This window comes from Parabacteroides sp. HGS0025 (assembly GCF_000969845.1).
Taxonomy (GTDB): Bacteria; Bacteroidota; Bacteroidia; order Bacteroidales; family Tannerellaceae; genus Parabacteroides; species Parabacteroides gordonii.
Genome location: NZ_KQ033902.1, coordinates 1165311 through 1180419, shown reverse-complemented (window position 1 = coordinate 1180419; position 15109 = coordinate 1165311). Strand labels below are relative to the sequence as shown.

Below are 15109 nucleotides of genomic sequence, written 5' to 3'. Positions count from 1 at the left end.
ATGCGGGATGGCTTTCCTATATTTAATCTGTTATCTGATTAAAGTTTGTTGTCTGAACCAAGTACGTTAAGAATTTTGTGCTTGTACAGTTTTTCCATGTTATCGCGAGCCGGGCCCAGATATTTACGTGGGTCGAATTCTGCCGGCTTTTCAGCGAAAGTCTTACGGATTGCAGCAGTCATAGCCAAACGAGAGTCTGAGTCGATGTTGATCTTGCAAACAGCAGACTTAGCAGCCTTACGCAATTCTTCTTCAGGAATACCGATAGCAGCTTTCAAAGCACCACCGAATTTATTGATAGTTTCAACTTCTTCTTCAGGAACAGAAGAAGAACCGTGAAGTACGATAGGGAATCCCGGAAGTTTTTCCATTACTGCATCCAATACTTCGAATGCCAATGGAGGAGGAACCATTTTGCCTGTCTTCGGATCGATGTGGCACTGTTCCGGAGTAAATTTATAAGCACCGTGAGAAGTACCGATTGAGATAGCCAAAGAATCGCAACCTGTGCGAGTAGCGAAATCGATTACTTCTTCAGGGTCAGTATATGTGTGATGATCTGAAGAAACTTCGTCTTCAACACCAGCCAATACACCAAGTTCACCTTCTACTGTTACGTCGAACTGATGAGCATAGTCAACAACTTTCTTAGTCAAAGCAACGTTTTCTTCGTAAGGAAGGTGAGAACCGTCAATCATTACAGAAGAGAAACCTGAGTCGATACAGCTCTTGCAAGTTTCGAATGTATCACCATGATCCAGGTGAAGAACGATCTGCGGATTTTCGCAACCCAATTCCTTTGCATATTCAACTGCACCCTGAGCCATGTAACGCAACAATGTTGCATTAGCATACTGACGAGCACCTTTAGAAACCTGAAGGATAACCGGAGATTTTGTTTCAACAGCAGCCTTGATGATAGCCTGCATCTGTTCCATGTTATTGAAGTTGAAAGCCGGAATTGCATATCCGCCTTTGATAGCTTTAGCGAACATTTCCTTAGTGTTCACCAATCCTAAATCTTTGTAATTTACCATTGTAGTATATATTATTACGTTAATGATTGAAAATCTTCCACAAAGATAAGAACTATCCAATATATATTATGCTATTAAGCATATAAAATAACACAAAAGTCAGGGTTTCGGAAAAAATAATCGGAAATTCTTTGTTTGTTTACAGCAAATCCATACCTTTGCAAGCCAATTTACCGGTTACCATAATAATAAGAGTTTAAATTAAATAGATAATAAAGCAATGAAAAAAGGAATTCATCCTGAAAACTATCGTCCTGTAGTATTCAAGGACATGTCAAACGACGATGTATTTATCACTCGTTCTACTATCAATGCAAAAGAGACTATCGAAATCGACGGTGTTGAATATCCATTGGTAAAGGTCGAAATCTCTAACACTTCACACCCGTTCTACACAGGTAAATCTAAACTGGTGGATACTGCAGGTCGTGTTGATAAGTTCATGAGCCGTTACGGTAACCGTAATAAGAAATAATCATTTCCCGAAAAGGATATGAAAAAAGGCTGCGATTCGGTTCGCAGCCTTTTTTTATGCTCTCCCATTTTAGGAATAAGAAAGAGGGAAAATCAAAAATATTCCTATATTTGTAGCTTGTTAAAAGCTATATTAAATCGAATAAAATACCATGGCAAAAACAAAAGAAGAATTATTAAACATTCTCGACCAGTTCACGCTGGCAGAAAAAGTAGTTTCCGCCGAACCTTTTGGAAACGGACACATTAACGATACGCTGAAAGTAACTAACGAAAAAGGTGAAATCAAATATGTATTACAACGTATCAACCATCTGATCTTTACAAATGTAGACATGTTACAGAACAACATCAACACTGTAACGACACATATCCGTAAGAAACTGGAAGCCAAAGGTGAAAGCGATATCGACCGTAAAGTGCTGACATTCCTTCCGACGAAAGATGGTAAACCATATTACTTCGACGGTGACAGCTATTGGCGTGTATGCTTGTTCATTCCGAACAGCAAAAGCTACGAAGAAGTAACTCCGGAACTTTCATACGAAGCCGGTAAAGCTTTCGGTGATTTCCAATCCATGCTGGCAGACCTGCCGGAAGGATCGTTGGGTGAAACAATACCTAACTTCCACAACATGGAATTCCGTCTGCAACAATTCCATGATGCTGTCAAGGCGAATGCAGCCGGACGCCTGGAAGAAGTGAAAGAGCTGATCAACGAAGTTGAAAAACGTGCGGAAGCGATGTGTATCCAGGAACGTTTGTACCGTGAAGGTAAACTTCAGAAACGCACAAACCATTGTGACACAAAGGTAAACAACATGATGTTCGATGCTGACACTGATAAAGTGCTTTGTGTGATCGACCTCGACACCGTTATGCCGGGATTCGTACTTTCTGATATCGGCGATTTTATCCGTACAGGAGCAAATACAGGTGCGGAAGATGATGAAAACCTGGACAACGTAAATGTAAACATGGATATCTTCAAAGCCTATACCCGTGGTTACATGGAAACAGCAAAGGCTTTCCTCAGTCCGCTTGAAATCAGTCTGCTTCCTTATGGCGGCCGTCTGCTGACTTACATGCAGACCGTACGCTTCCTGACAGACTACATCAACGGCGATACTTATTATAAGATCCATAGCCCGAAACATAACCTGATCCGTACAAAAGCCCAGTTCAAGCTGCTGCAAAGCCTCGAAGAACATGCGGAAGAGATGGACAGCTTTATGAAAGAATGGTTATAATATAATTAATAAAGAGAGTAACCTTTCTCCTTATGAGGAAAAGTTACTCTCTTTCAATATAATCTCAGATACTAATTCAATAAATGGAAATAAAGGAGCAAGGGCAGATAATCCTTTAGATCCTTTTTCAATATTTCGATAGCTTTCGCTTTATAACGCTCTACCGTGCGTAAGGGAATATTCAGCGTTTCAGCTATTTCCACATTACTTTTGTTCTCTAACCGACTCATTTCAAAGATAAGACGATACGTCTCCGGGAGTTTGGCCAGTGCTTCATCCAATAGTTTCTGAAGTTCGGTCAGCAGATAAAATTCATTGTAGTCCGATGGGTCGGTACTATTTGATAAACAGGTCTCTATATAACTCTGTTTATATCCTTCCCGCTTCAGATAATTCAGGCTCTGGTTCTTTACGCTGACCACCAGGTAGTTCCTGACCGACGATTCTATCTTTATCTTTTTCCTGCTTTCCCACAAAGTGACGAATACATCCTGAACCAGATCTTCGGCTACCATACGTTCATCTACATACCGTTTGGCATAAAGACACAGCCCCGGATAAAAAAGATCGAACAATGTCCGATAAGCTTCTTTATCGTCGTTTATGGCTATTTTCCATAACAACTCATCCGGGTTCAGTATTTGAGAAGTCATTTTCATACAGATACAAATGTATTGAAAATTTTCTGAAAAAAAACAGGGAAATAACTGGCGGTCTTTTCAGGTACGATTATCCTATATATAAAAGGCATCATTTTCAACAATAAAAGATATTATATCAGAAATGGAGAATAAAGAACTTTTGGATCTTGAAAAAGAGACATTACTATTAAAATATACACAGAAGCAAACCACACCGGAAGAAGCCGAGCTGGTGGAATCCTGGTTGAATGGATCTGAGGAATACCGGCAGGAGTCACAGGCAGTCCGCCAGGTACTGAAACTAAAATCCCGGATAGACGAACACAAGTCGTTCGGATTGCCGGAAGCATTCGTTGAAGTGAACAGGAAACTGGACAAAAGAAGCAGAAAAAGACTGTGGATAAGCCATCTATCACGCGTGGCAGCCATCATTAGTATTCCTCTTCTGATCTCGACACTGACTTTCGGCTATTTGTTCTTCGAACGGAATGCCACGGATATCGAAAGCCGGATAAAGTTTATGGAAGTAACATCCGCACCGGGAATGGTCACACGGCTGGAACTGCCGGACAACTCGAAAGTATGCCTGAATGCGGGCAGTACACTACGCTATCCGACCCTCTTCGCTGGAAACACACGAGAAGTGGAACTGACCGGAGAAGGGTATTTCGAGGTACAATCGGATAAGGAACATCCCTTTTTCGTAACAACAAAGTCAGGTCTTAAAGTGATGGCGCACGGAACCCAGTTCAATGTAAACACATATGAAGAACGGGAAGAAGTAGAGGCCATTCTTGTAGAGGGGAAAGTGGATATTCATTCCTCCGACAAATTCATAGCCGGACTGAAACCCGGAGAGAAACTGTCTTACAACAAGCAAACGAAAAAGTACACCATCCGGCAAGTCAACCTCTATGAAAACACGGCATGGAAAGACGGGAAGCTTGTATTCAGAAATACCTCCCTCGATGAAGTGTTCCGTATATTAGGTCATCGCTTCAATGTAGAGATCGTGCTCCACAACCAGAAGAAAGAGAATGAATATAATTGCTGGGCCACATTTACCAACGAGACGATCTATCAGATATTCAGTTATCTGGAAGAAGCCACACCGATCAGATGGAAAGTAAATACAATGAAGCAAAATAACGACTCGACATTTGCCAAACAGCAAATAGACGTCTGGTTAAAATAAAGCAGAATAAATTGTTACACCTAAATGAATAAGCCTATGGAGAGAGATTGAAGAAACAGATATGGTAAAAACAAGAGCGAGCTGCAACTCACTCTTGTTCGCGAAAATAACATCTTTGGCATAAGACCCAAAGACATCATTAATCACTAAATCAGCAACAAAGTTATGAAAATCCAGAAATTATTCGGGGATATAGGTTCCCTATATTTCTTTAAAACTTGTCGAAAAATGAGAATAGGTATATTTTTATTGTTAATCACCATCTTCCAGATACGAGCAGAAGAGTCCTATTCACAGTCTGTGTCGCTGTCCCTCGCATTCTCCAATGCAACGGTCGGACAGGTATTGGAACAAATAGAAAAGGAGACTGAGTTCTCATTCCTGTTTACCGACAATACGCTTGATGTAAGCAAACCTGTGAACATACAAGTAAAGAATCAGAACATCGATAAAGTTCTGAACCAACTTTTCAAAAACACCGACGTACAATACAAGATCGTCGACCGTCAAATCATCTTATCGAGGAAAGGAGTTTTCTCTGTCGGCCAGCAAAACAAAAGGGTGCAGGGAACGGTCAGGGACGAAACAGGCACTCCGGTCATCGGTGCCAACGTTTCCGTTAAAGGGACTACGATCGGAACGATCACCGATGTAGACGGACATTTCAGCCTGGATGTTCCCGACAACTCAATCCTTCTTATATCCTATATCGGCTATCTGGCCAGAGAGATGAAAGCAGATGATACCAAAGCGCTGGCAATCACACTTATGGAAGACACACAAAGTCTGGATGAAGTCGTAGTAGTCGGTTTCGGTACGCAAAAGAAGATAAACCTGACCGGTTCGGTCGGTATTGCGAATGCCAAAGACCTGGAAGCCCGTCCGGTAACCACCGCAACACAGGCTTTACAGGGATTGGTTCCCGGCTTGCAGATCACACAGCGTTCGGGCGATTTGAGTAAGACGGCCGATATTAACATCCGTGGTATTGCCACCATCGGACAAGGTTCTAGCGGCAGCCCGCTTATCCTGATCGACGGCATGGAAGGGGATATCAATGCGTTGAATCCGCAGGATATAGAAAATATCTCAGTCTTGAAAGATGCCGCAGCCTCCTCCATCTATGGTTCGCGTGCGCCTTTCGGTGTGATACTGATCACCACCAAGACCGGTGTCAGCGGTAAACCTGTAATCAATTATAACAATAGTTTCCGTTGGAACGATCCCGTTTTGTTGCAGGATCAGGTAGACTCTTACCGTTTTGCCCTTTACTTCAACGACTCACGGGCCAATGCCAACCAGTCTCCTTATTTCGACAATGCCTGGTTGCAGCGTATCAAGGATTATCGCGACGGGAAGTCGGATGTAACGATGATACCGAATCCGTCCAACCCGGCTTACTGGATGGATCCATATAGTTCCGGCAGTGCCAATCAGGACTGGTATAACACGGTGTTCGGACATTGGGCTTTCTCGCAGGAACATAACTTCAGCCTGAACGGTGGAAACGAGAAAGTAACCTACTACCTCTCCATGAACTACCTGGATCAAAGCGGCTTGCTAAAGATCTCCGACGACAGCTTCAGCCGCTACACGGCTACCGGCAAGATCAACGTGAAAATGACAGACTGGGCGCAGCTGAATTACAGCAGCCGCTTCATCCGCGAAGATATCTCCAAACCGACAGTACTGGATGGTGTTTATGAAGGACTGACCCGTCAGGCATGGCCTTTCATGCCGGCCTACGACCCGAACGGCTACCTGTACAGCGCCCCTACCCCGGCACTCGACCTGGTGGAAGGCGGCAGAACCAAAAAGCAGGCTGATTATCTGTATCAGCAAGCCCAATTGGTACTGGAACCGATCAAGGACTGGAAGACGCACGTAGATGTGAACTACCGCATCTACAACACGACCGTACATGCAGACCGTCAGCTCACTTACAACCATAATGTGGCCGGCGAGCCCTATATATACAACTCCACCAGCTACGTATCGGAAGATATGACGAAAGAGAATTATCTGAACTTCAACGTCTACACCGAGTACAGCCAGCAACTCGAATCCGGCCATAACTTCAAGGGAATGTTCGGTTTCCAGTCGGAGCTAATGAAAAAGAAATATACATTCCTGCAACGTAACGGGATCATCGTCCCCGGTCTTCCCGAAGGAGATATCACCTCCGGAGTCGACATCAACGGGAACCCGATCACACCGACCGTAAACGGTTCCTCCGACCATTGGGCAACCGCCGGTTTCTTCGGACGTATCAACTACGACTACCAGGGCAAATACCTGGCGGAAGTGAACCTGCGTTACGACGGCACATCCCGTTTCCGTTCATCGGAACGATGGAACCTGTTCCCCTCCTTCTCCGTAGGCTGGAATATAGCCCGCGAAAGCTTCTGGGAACCTATCGCAGACTATGTAGGTACCTTCAAGTTCAGAGGCTCTTACGGCGAACTGGGTAACCAGAACACCCAAAGCTGGTACCCGACCTATGCGCAAATGAAATTCCAGGCATCCAGCGGCGGATGGCTTATAAACGGCACGAAACCCAACATCGCCGTCACCCCCGAACTGATTGCATCCTCCCTGACATGGGAAAGGGTTAAGACATGGAATATAGGGGCAGACTTCGGCGCACTGGACAACCGCCTTACCGGATCGTTCGACTACTTCGTCAGAAATACGCTCGATATGATCGGCCCGGCTCCCGAACTCCCGATCACGCTCGGCACGAACGTACCCCGCACAAACAATACCGACTTAAAGACCTATGGATGGGAACTGTCGGTCGGTTGGAACGACCGACTCAGAAACGGCCTGGGCTATGGTGTGAAACTGATGCTGTCCGACTCGCAGACAGAGATCACCCGCTACCCCAACAAAACAGGAGTGATTGCCAGCGACACCTACCGCAAAGGCATGAAGATGGGCGAAATATGGGGATACACGACAGTCGGTATCGCCAAGACCCAGGACGAAATGGATAAGCACCTGGCAAGCCTGCCCAACGGCGGACAAAGTGCCCTGGGTTCTTTATGGGCAGCCGGCGATATCATGTATGCCGACCTCAACGGTGACGGTAAAGTAGATGCCGGAGCCAACACGGCCGGCGATCATGGCGACCTCTCCATCATCGGTAACTCGACCCCGCGTTATCATTTCGGTATCGACCTGACGGCCGATTACAAGGGCTTCGACTTCCGTGCCTTCTTCCAGGGCGTAATGAAACGCGATTACTTCCAGAACAGCTCGACCTTCTGGGGAAGCCACGGCGGTATCTGGTGGTCTACCTGCTACACGCCCCACCTGGATTATTTCCGTGACGAGAACTCCGTTATGGTGCAAGCCGGAGAAGCCGATGTAAACCTCGATGCCTATTTCCCGCGTCCGAGTTTCCGCACGAACATGAATCACAACGTGCAGACACGTTATTTACAGAATGCGGCTTATATCCGTCTGAAGAACGTACAGTTGGGTTATACCCTCCCGTCGTCGCTCACCAATAAATTCTATGTTAACAAACTACGGGTATTCGTATCCGGTGAAAACCTCTGGACGGGCACCAACCTGTTCAAGACATTAGACCCGGAACAGGTAGACGCCGCAAACGGTGACTATCCATTATCTAAAACCCTGTCGTTCGGACTAAGTATAACCTTATAAAACAGAAGAATCATGAATCGCATAAACAGCCTATTAAAACAGATCGCAGGTATCGTCCTGGTTCCGGTATTGTTCTCCTGCAACGATTACCTCGACAGAGAACCTCTGTCGCAGATCACACCGGACTACTATCTGACGGAAGAAAGCCAGCTGGCCTCTTACATCAACAACATATACCCCGGCATCCTGCCCTCCCACGAATCGAGTGTCAACTGGTACGGAACCTTCGGATGGGACAACGGTACGGACAATATGATCGCCAAGGGAGATTACACGGACTACGTGCCCGGCGAACTGAAAACGGCACAGACCGGGGGCGACTGGGAATTCACGAAGATATACCAGTGCAACTACTTCCTGCAACGCGTGGTAGACAAATGGAAAAGCGGAGAGATCAGCGGAAACGATGAGAATGTGAAACATTATATCGGCGAAGTCTACTTCCTGCGTGCCTACGAATACTTCAAGAAGTTGCAAGCATTCGGCGACTTCCCCATCCTCTACCGTCCGCTCCCCGACGAACAGGAAGCGCTGACCGAAGCCAGCAAACGAGCCCCGCGCAACGAGGTAGCCCGTTTCATCCTGGCAGACCTCGACTCAGCCATTGTGATGCTGAAGGAAATATCACCCGATGGGAAAAAGAACCGTCTCTCCCGCAACTGCGCCAACCTGGTCAAATCGAGAGTCGCCCTGTTCGAAGGAACCTGGCTGAAGTATTTCCGCAACACACCTTTCGTACCGGACGGCAATGGCTGGCCGGGCAAACAGAAGGATTACAATGCAAGCTACCAATATCCATCGGGCAGTATCGACAATGAAATCGATTTCTTCCTCGGACAAGCAATGGAAGCAGCCAAAGCGGTGGCCGACGCTGTTCCACTGACGGAAAACACCGGCCTGTTGCAACAGAGCACCGAAGAACCCGCCAACCCATACTACAACATGTATGCGGATGAGAACATGGCCGGTTACGACGAAGTGCTTATGTGGCGCCAATACGACAAAGGCTTGCAGCTGACCCACGGTGCCGTTCAGTTCGCACAGAAAGGAAATGCCGGTTACGGGCTGACGCGCGGCATGGTAAGTACCTTCCTGATGGCGAACGGACTGCCGATCTATGCATCCGGCTCGGGTTATGCCGGCGACGATTATGTAGCCGACGTACGCAAGAACCGCGACGGCCGCCTGTGGCTGTTCCTCAAGGAACCGGGACAGATCAACGTCTTATACCCTTCATCCGACGGTACACACGCCACGCCGGTCGAAACAGTTCCCGACATCACCAGCGGTAACTCCGATGTCTATTACTCCACCGGATACGCCATGCGTAAAGGGGGCAATTTCGATGCCAAGCATTGTGCAAACTTCGGCTCCTTCACCGGAAGCATCACTTTCCGTGCCGCCGAAGCTTACCTGAATTATCTCGAAGCCTGCTACGAACGTACCGGAGCCATAGACGGAACCGCTGCTTCCTACTGGCGTGCGATCCGTACCCGCGCCCATCTGGATACGGATTACAACAAGAGTATTTCTGCAACGAACATGAGTGAAGAAGCGAAATACAACTGGGGAGCCTATTCTGCGGGACAGCTGGTCAATACCACCTTGTACAACATCCGCCGGGAACGCAACTGCGAACTGATGGGTGAAGGCTTGCGCAAGATGGATCTCAAACGGTGGCGTGCCATGGATCAGCTGATCTCCTCCCCTTACCATATCGAAGGGTTCAAACTGTGGGGGCCGATGCAGGACTGGTATAAAGATGAAAGTGGAGCGAGCATCCTGGCGTACGGCGCCAACGACTCCAAGTCGAATGTATCCGATCCGGCGCTGAGCATGTACCTGCGTCCGCAGGAAGTAGCGGCCAACTCATTGATCATGCGGCAAGGCGGGTTCAAGTGGGCTATGGCACACTACCTGTCGCCGATCGCGATACAGAATTTCCTGAACACATCTGCCGATGGCAGCAGTGTGGAAACCTCCCCGATCTATCAGAATCCGGGATGGCCGACGATGCCTAATCTGGGGGCGGAAAGTTTGTAAGGTTATCACTCTTTTCTACGATGGCCGTAACCATGTTGTTACGGCTATCGTACCTTAGGGGTTACGGACACCGCACCTTACCGTGCACAACCACCACACTCGCCCATGCGCACAGACCGCACCCTCCCACGTGCGGTGACCGCACTAAACTCATCAAAAGATAATCCATCTATACGGTAGTATTATCTATTTATTTTCTATGAATAAAAGCGTTTCTTTGCAGAACGCTACTCTTATTCATCATTTACAATTAAATACGCATGAAAAAGTACTTATTCGTCTTACTCTCTTTTTTAACCCTTGTCGCCTGCCGGCAGGCAGATAACACACAATCCCTGCAAGGTGAATGGCTCTTTGCCCTCGATCCTGACGACCGGGGACTGACAGAACAATGGTACAACAGATACCTGAACGAAACCATCCAGCTGCCCGGTTCGCTTCAGGAACAAGGATACGGCAATGATGTCGGGATAGAAACAGCCTGGACGGGGCAGGTTGTCGACAAATCATGGTACGATGCTCCCCAATATGAGAAATTCCGCCAGCCGGGAAATATGAAAGTCCCTTTCTGGTTGAACCCAGAGAAACACTATGTGGGAGTGGCCTGGTATCAGAAAGAAATAGATATACCGCAGTCGTGGGCCAACCAACCGGTAGAGCTCGAACTGGAACGTACGCACTGGGAGACGACGCTCTTCCTCGACGGGAATGAGATGGGTAAGCATGAATCGCTCTCCACCCCTTTCCGGTATGTCTTTAATGAATTGAAGCCCGGAAAACACACCCTGACACTCCGTGTGGATAACCGGGTCAACATAGAGGTGGGAATCAACGCCCATAGCGTCTCCGACCATACGCAGTCCAACTGGAACGGCGTTATCGGGATCATCAGCCTGACGGCTAAACCCTCTCTATATATTAATGATATACAGCTTTATCCGAATATCGCGGATAAGACAGTCAAAGTCGCAGTTACGCTGGACGGTACAGCCGGGAAAGAAGCCTCCACCCTGCTTCTCCAAGTAGAAAAGAAAGACGGAAGTCCTGTTGGACAACCGCAGGAGATCACTATTGCCCCAGGCACCTCCCTGCAACAGGAAGCGACTTTATCGCTGGGCAACGACGCCTTGCTCTGGTCGGAATACAGCCCTAACCTGTATAACCTGCGTGCAACCGTTGAAACCGATGGTAATAAAGAAGAACAATGCCGCACCTTCGGACTCCGCGAGTTCAAAGCCAACGGCACACGTTTCGAAGTAAATGGTCATCCGGTATTCCTCCGGGGTACGCTCGAATGCTGTATCTTCCCATTGACAGGCTATCCGGCTATGGAGAACGGCTATTGGGAGAAGATATACAGCCAGTGCAAGGCCTACGGCCTGAACCATGTCCGTTTCCACTCCTGGTGTCCACCCCGTGCCGCCTTCGAGGTGGCCGACAGCATGGGCGTCTATCTGCAAGTTGAATGTGCCGGATGGGCAACGGTGGGCGACGGCAGTTATTCCGACCAATGGTTCTACGACGAGGGAGACCGTATCCTGAAAGAGTATGGCAACCATCCCTCTTTCTGCCTGATGGCCTACGGAAATGAACCGGGTGGAGCCAACCAGGTAAAATACCTGTCCGAACTGATCGAGCACTGGAAATCGAAAGACCTGCGCCGTGCCTATACCAGCTCCGGCGGATGGCCTTATGTAGAGAATGCGGACTACTGGAATGCTCCCGATCCGCGTATCCAGGGATGGGGAGAAGGATTGCGCAGCATCATCAACGCACAACCGCCGCGTACTGACTACGACTTCGCCCATATTATCCGTCCGAACATGCCGACTGTCAGCCATGAGATCGGTCAATGGTGCGTCTATCCCAACTTCAAGGAAATAGAGAAATATACTGGCGTACTGAAAGCGAAGAACTTTGAGATATTCCAGGAAACACTGAAAGACCATCAGATGGCCGACCTGGCCGATGCTTTCCTGTATGCTTCCGGCCGCTTGCAGACGCTTTGTTATAAAGCCGATATAGAAGCTGCCCTCCGCACGCCCGGCTTCGCTGGCTTCCAATTGCTCGACCTGCACGACTTCCCGGGACAGGGTTCCGCACTGGTCGGAGTACTCGACGCCTTCTGGGGTGAAAAAGGGTATGTAACGGGGAAAGAATACAGCACCTTCTGTAACAACACCGTTCCGCTTGTCCGCTTCCCGAAAATGGTCTGGCTGAATAACGAGACACTGAAAGCGCCGGTCGAACTGGCTCATTTCGGTGAGAAGCCTTTACAGGGGGCAAACATCCGCTGGCAGATCAGCAACCGAGCGGGCGAAAACCTGGCACAGGGAAGTTTCGTAAAAGACCTTCCGCTGACCAACTGCATCCCGGCCGGCACTATCGAATACCCGTTGGCCGACATCACTGCACCGACACAGCTTACCGTCAGCGTGGAAGTGAAAGAGACGAACAGCAGAAACGAATGGAACATCTGGGTCTATCCGGCCAAACAGGAACCGATCGAACAACTGCCTTACATTGCCTCCACCCTCGACGACCAGGCAATGACCCGGCTGGAAAAAGGGGAAAACGTCCTCCTGCTGTTGGCTCCCGGACGCATCGCACCGGATAAAGGCGGCGACATCCGTGTCGGCTTCTCTTCCATCTTCTGGAACACTGCCTGGACAAACAAGCAACCTCCCCATACCCTCGGTATCCTTTGCGATCCGAAACATCCGGCACTGGCCGCTTTCCCGACCGAAGGATACAGCGATTTCCAATGGTGGGATCTGGTCAGCAATTGCAACGCAATGGTACTGGATGATTTCCCGGCAGACTACCGCCCGGTCGTACACCTGATCGACGACTGGTTCACGAACCGCAAACTGGGTATCCTCCTCGAAGGGAAAGTGGGTAACGGTAAACTAATGGTGTGCAGTGCCGACCTGCAACGCGACCTCGACAAACGTCCAGCCGCCCGGCAGTTCAAACAGAGCATCCTGCAATACATGGCATCCGACCGCTTCAACCCGTCGGCGCCAATCGATCCGGCTTTGATCCGGGGCTTATACAAAAAGTAAACTTACATGAAACAACTAATTCCTATACTGATCTTCCTCCTGTTTCTGTCCGGCCCGCCTGTACAGGGACAGGAGAAAAAGATCCCGCTGCCTACGGAAGCACAACTACGCTGGCACAACTATGAACGGGTTATGTTCGTGCACTACGGCCCTGCCGCCTGGCAGAACCGGGAATACGATAACTTCACCACCCCGCTCGACCGTCTCAAAGTAGCCGACCTCGACACCGACCAATGGTGCGAAGTAGCCCAATCATGGGGAGCAAAGATGGTATTGTTCGTGGCCAAACACTGCGGCGGCTTCTGCTGGTGGCAGACCGAAACGTCCGACTACGGCGTGAAGGAAATACCCTGGCGCAACGGCAAAGGGGATGTATTGAAAGACCTCTCGGAGTCGTGCAGGAAATACGGACTCGACCTGGGAGTGTATATCTATCCGGGCGACGACCGCTGGGGCGCCGGTATCGGTAGCGGGGGTATCACACAAGATCCTTCCAAACAAGAGGCGTACAACCAGGTGTTCCGCACGCAACTGACGGAAGTACTTTCCCTCTATGGCCCGATCAGCGAAGTATGGTTCGACGGTAACTGCCGCATCCCGATCAAAGATATTCTCGACCGGTATGCCGCCAATTCAGTGATCTTTCAGGGCGAGCAGGCCAACCTGAGATGGGTAGGCAACGAGGACGGTTATGCTCCCTACCCCAACTGGTACACAATAAAGGAGGAAGACCTGACAACCGGTGTCTCCACCGCCCTTCACTCGGATGTGGACGGCGATCGGTATGCCCCGGTAGAGGTGGATGTCCCGCTGCTGAAGAACAAAGGCCATAAATGGTTCTGGGCTCCCGGATGCGACAGCTTGCTGATGACGCAGGAGCAGTTGATGAACCTGTATTACAAATCCGTCGGACGTGGTTCCGTGCTCCTCCTCAACTCCACTCCCGACACAACCGGACTGATCCCCCGCTCACATGCCGCCGTCTATCAGGCTTTCGGCAGGGAGATCGAAAACAGGTTCGGCCATCCGGTACAGCAAACGGCCGGTAAAGGGAATACCTTCGAACTTGACTTTGCCACTCCTACCGAAATCAACCATTGTATCCTGCAGGAAGACCTGAAAGGGGGACAACGGGTACTGGCCTACGAACTGGAAGGATATACCGGGGAAGGCAAATGGATCTCCATCTATAAAGGAAGCTCGGTCGGAAACAAGAAGATAGATCATTTCCCGACTCTCCAGTTGAATAAATTACGTGTCCGCATCACCCGGTCAAAAGATACACCGTTGCTGAAGAACTTCTCGGCCTTCCAGGTGTCCAGTCCCCTCAGCGACCTGCAGGATGAGCGGCAACAAGACAAACCACAGGTAGTAGATACCTGGGATGCCCATACATTCAATGCGGACAACTGGACGGAAATAACCCTCGACCTGACTCCTTTCGTCAACCGGATCGGCGAATACGAGCTCGTCTTCTCCCGCCTGGCCACCGATTACCTGAGCAACAAACCGTCCGATCTGGAGTTTAAAGATCACGAACTGTTCATGTATGGAGAAAAACAAGTATCTTCGCTCATTCTTTTACCGAAGACACATACATGCAGGATTACCCGTTCCCAGCAGACATTGGATGAGTTCCCTACCACGCTGAAGATGAAAGTGAAGAACAAAGGTGCATCCTCCATCGGAGAGATAACGATTAAAAGACTTACATATTAAATTCATAAACAAA

General features: G+C 48.7%; 9 protein-coding genes. 7 read left to right on the top strand and 2 right to left on the bottom strand.

Going from position 1 to position 15109, the window contains the following annotated elements:
- Positions 1-38 precede the first annotated feature (38 nt).
- Entirely contained in the window at positions 39-1037 is a 999-nt protein-coding gene (locus HMPREF1212_RS04155) for a class II fructose-bisphosphate aldolase (protein WP_046148530.1), read from the bottom strand.
- A 220-nt stretch (positions 1038-1257) separates the two neighbouring features.
- On the opposite strand from HMPREF1212_RS04155, the gene HMPREF1212_RS04150 reads away from it, so the two are divergent.
- Positions 1258-1512 carry a type B 50S ribosomal protein L31 gene (locus HMPREF1212_RS04150; protein ID WP_028726229.1) on the top strand — a complete coding sequence of 85 codons (255 nt, stop codon included), beginning with the start codon at positions 1258-1260 and terminating at the stop codon, positions 1510-1512.
- A 151-nt stretch (positions 1513-1663) separates the two neighbouring features.
- The gene (locus HMPREF1212_RS04145) at positions 1664-2761 is read left to right on the top strand and encodes a phosphotransferase enzyme family protein (protein ID WP_046148529.1); all 1098 of its coding nucleotides are present in this window, start codon (positions 1664-1666) and stop codon (positions 2759-2761) included.
- Between the two features lie 71 nt (positions 2762-2832).
- On the opposite strand, the gene HMPREF1212_RS04140 is transcribed toward HMPREF1212_RS04145, so the two are convergent.
- Entirely contained in the window at positions 2833-3420 is a 588-nt protein-coding gene (locus HMPREF1212_RS04140) for an RNA polymerase sigma-70 factor (RefSeq protein WP_028726227.1), read from the bottom strand.
- A 124-nt stretch (positions 3421-3544) separates the two neighbouring features.
- Between HMPREF1212_RS04140 and HMPREF1212_RS04135 the strand changes: the two genes are divergently transcribed.
- From HMPREF1212_RS04135 to HMPREF1212_RS04115, 5 genes are all read left to right on the top strand, one after another.
- Complete coding sequence (locus HMPREF1212_RS04135) at positions 3545-4597, top strand: FecR family protein (protein WP_052724914.1); 1053 nt, start codon at positions 3545-3547, stop codon at positions 4595-4597.
- A gap of 228 nt (positions 4598-4825) precedes the next feature.
- Entirely contained in the window at positions 4826-8269 is a 3444-nt protein-coding gene (locus tag HMPREF1212_RS04130; protein WP_087880912.1) for a TonB-dependent receptor, read from the top strand.
- 12 nt (positions 8270-8281) lie between these two features.
- A complete protein-coding gene (locus tag HMPREF1212_RS04125; RefSeq protein WP_046148527.1) occupies positions 8282-10312 on the top strand; it encodes a RagB/SusD family nutrient uptake outer membrane protein in 2031 nt (676 codons plus the stop codon).
- 260 nt (positions 10313-10572) lie between these two features.
- Positions 10573-13377, top strand: a complete 2805-nt coding sequence (locus tag HMPREF1212_RS04120; protein WP_046148526.1) for a sugar-binding domain-containing protein — start codon at positions 10573-10575, stop codon at positions 13375-13377.
- Positions 13378-13383: 6 nt separating this feature from the next.
- Complete coding sequence (locus tag HMPREF1212_RS04115) at positions 13384-15096, top strand: alpha-L-fucosidase (RefSeq protein ID WP_046148525.1); 1713 nt, start codon at positions 13384-13386, stop codon at positions 15094-15096.
- Positions 15097-15109 lie beyond the last annotated feature (13 nt).

What these genes read in the sequence shown, in the direction of transcription:
- HMPREF1212_RS04135 (WP_052724914.1), top strand. Translation starts at nt 3,545, where the DNA reads ATGGAGAATAAAGAACTTTTGGATCTTGAAAAAGAGACATTACTATTA.
- HMPREF1212_RS04130 (WP_087880912.1), top strand. Translation starts at nt 4,826, where the DNA reads ATGAGAATAGGTATATTTTTATTGTTAATCACCATCTTCCAGATACGA.
- HMPREF1212_RS04155 (WP_046148530.1), bottom strand. Translation starts at nt 1,037, where the DNA reads ATGGTAAATTACAAAGATTTAGGATTGGTGAACACTAAGGAAATGTTC.
- HMPREF1212_RS04120 (WP_046148526.1), top strand. Translation starts at nt 10,573, where the DNA reads ATGAAAAAGTACTTATTCGTCTTACTCTCTTTTTTAACCCTTGTCGCC.
- HMPREF1212_RS04150 (WP_028726229.1), top strand. Translation starts at nt 1,258, where the DNA reads ATGAAAAAAGGAATTCATCCTGAAAACTATCGTCCTGTAGTATTCAAG.
- HMPREF1212_RS04125 (WP_046148527.1), top strand. Translation starts at nt 8,282, where the DNA reads ATGAATCGCATAAACAGCCTATTAAAACAGATCGCAGGTATCGTCCTG.
- HMPREF1212_RS04140 (WP_028726227.1), bottom strand. Translation starts at nt 3,420, where the DNA reads ATGAAAATGACTTCTCAAATACTGAACCCGGATGAGTTGTTATGGAAA.
- HMPREF1212_RS04115 (WP_046148525.1), top strand. Translation starts at nt 13,384, where the DNA reads ATGAAACAACTAATTCCTATACTGATCTTCCTCCTGTTTCTGTCCGGC.
- HMPREF1212_RS04145 (WP_046148529.1), top strand. Translation starts at nt 1,664, where the DNA reads ATGGCAAAAACAAAAGAAGAATTATTAAACATTCTCGACCAGTTCACG.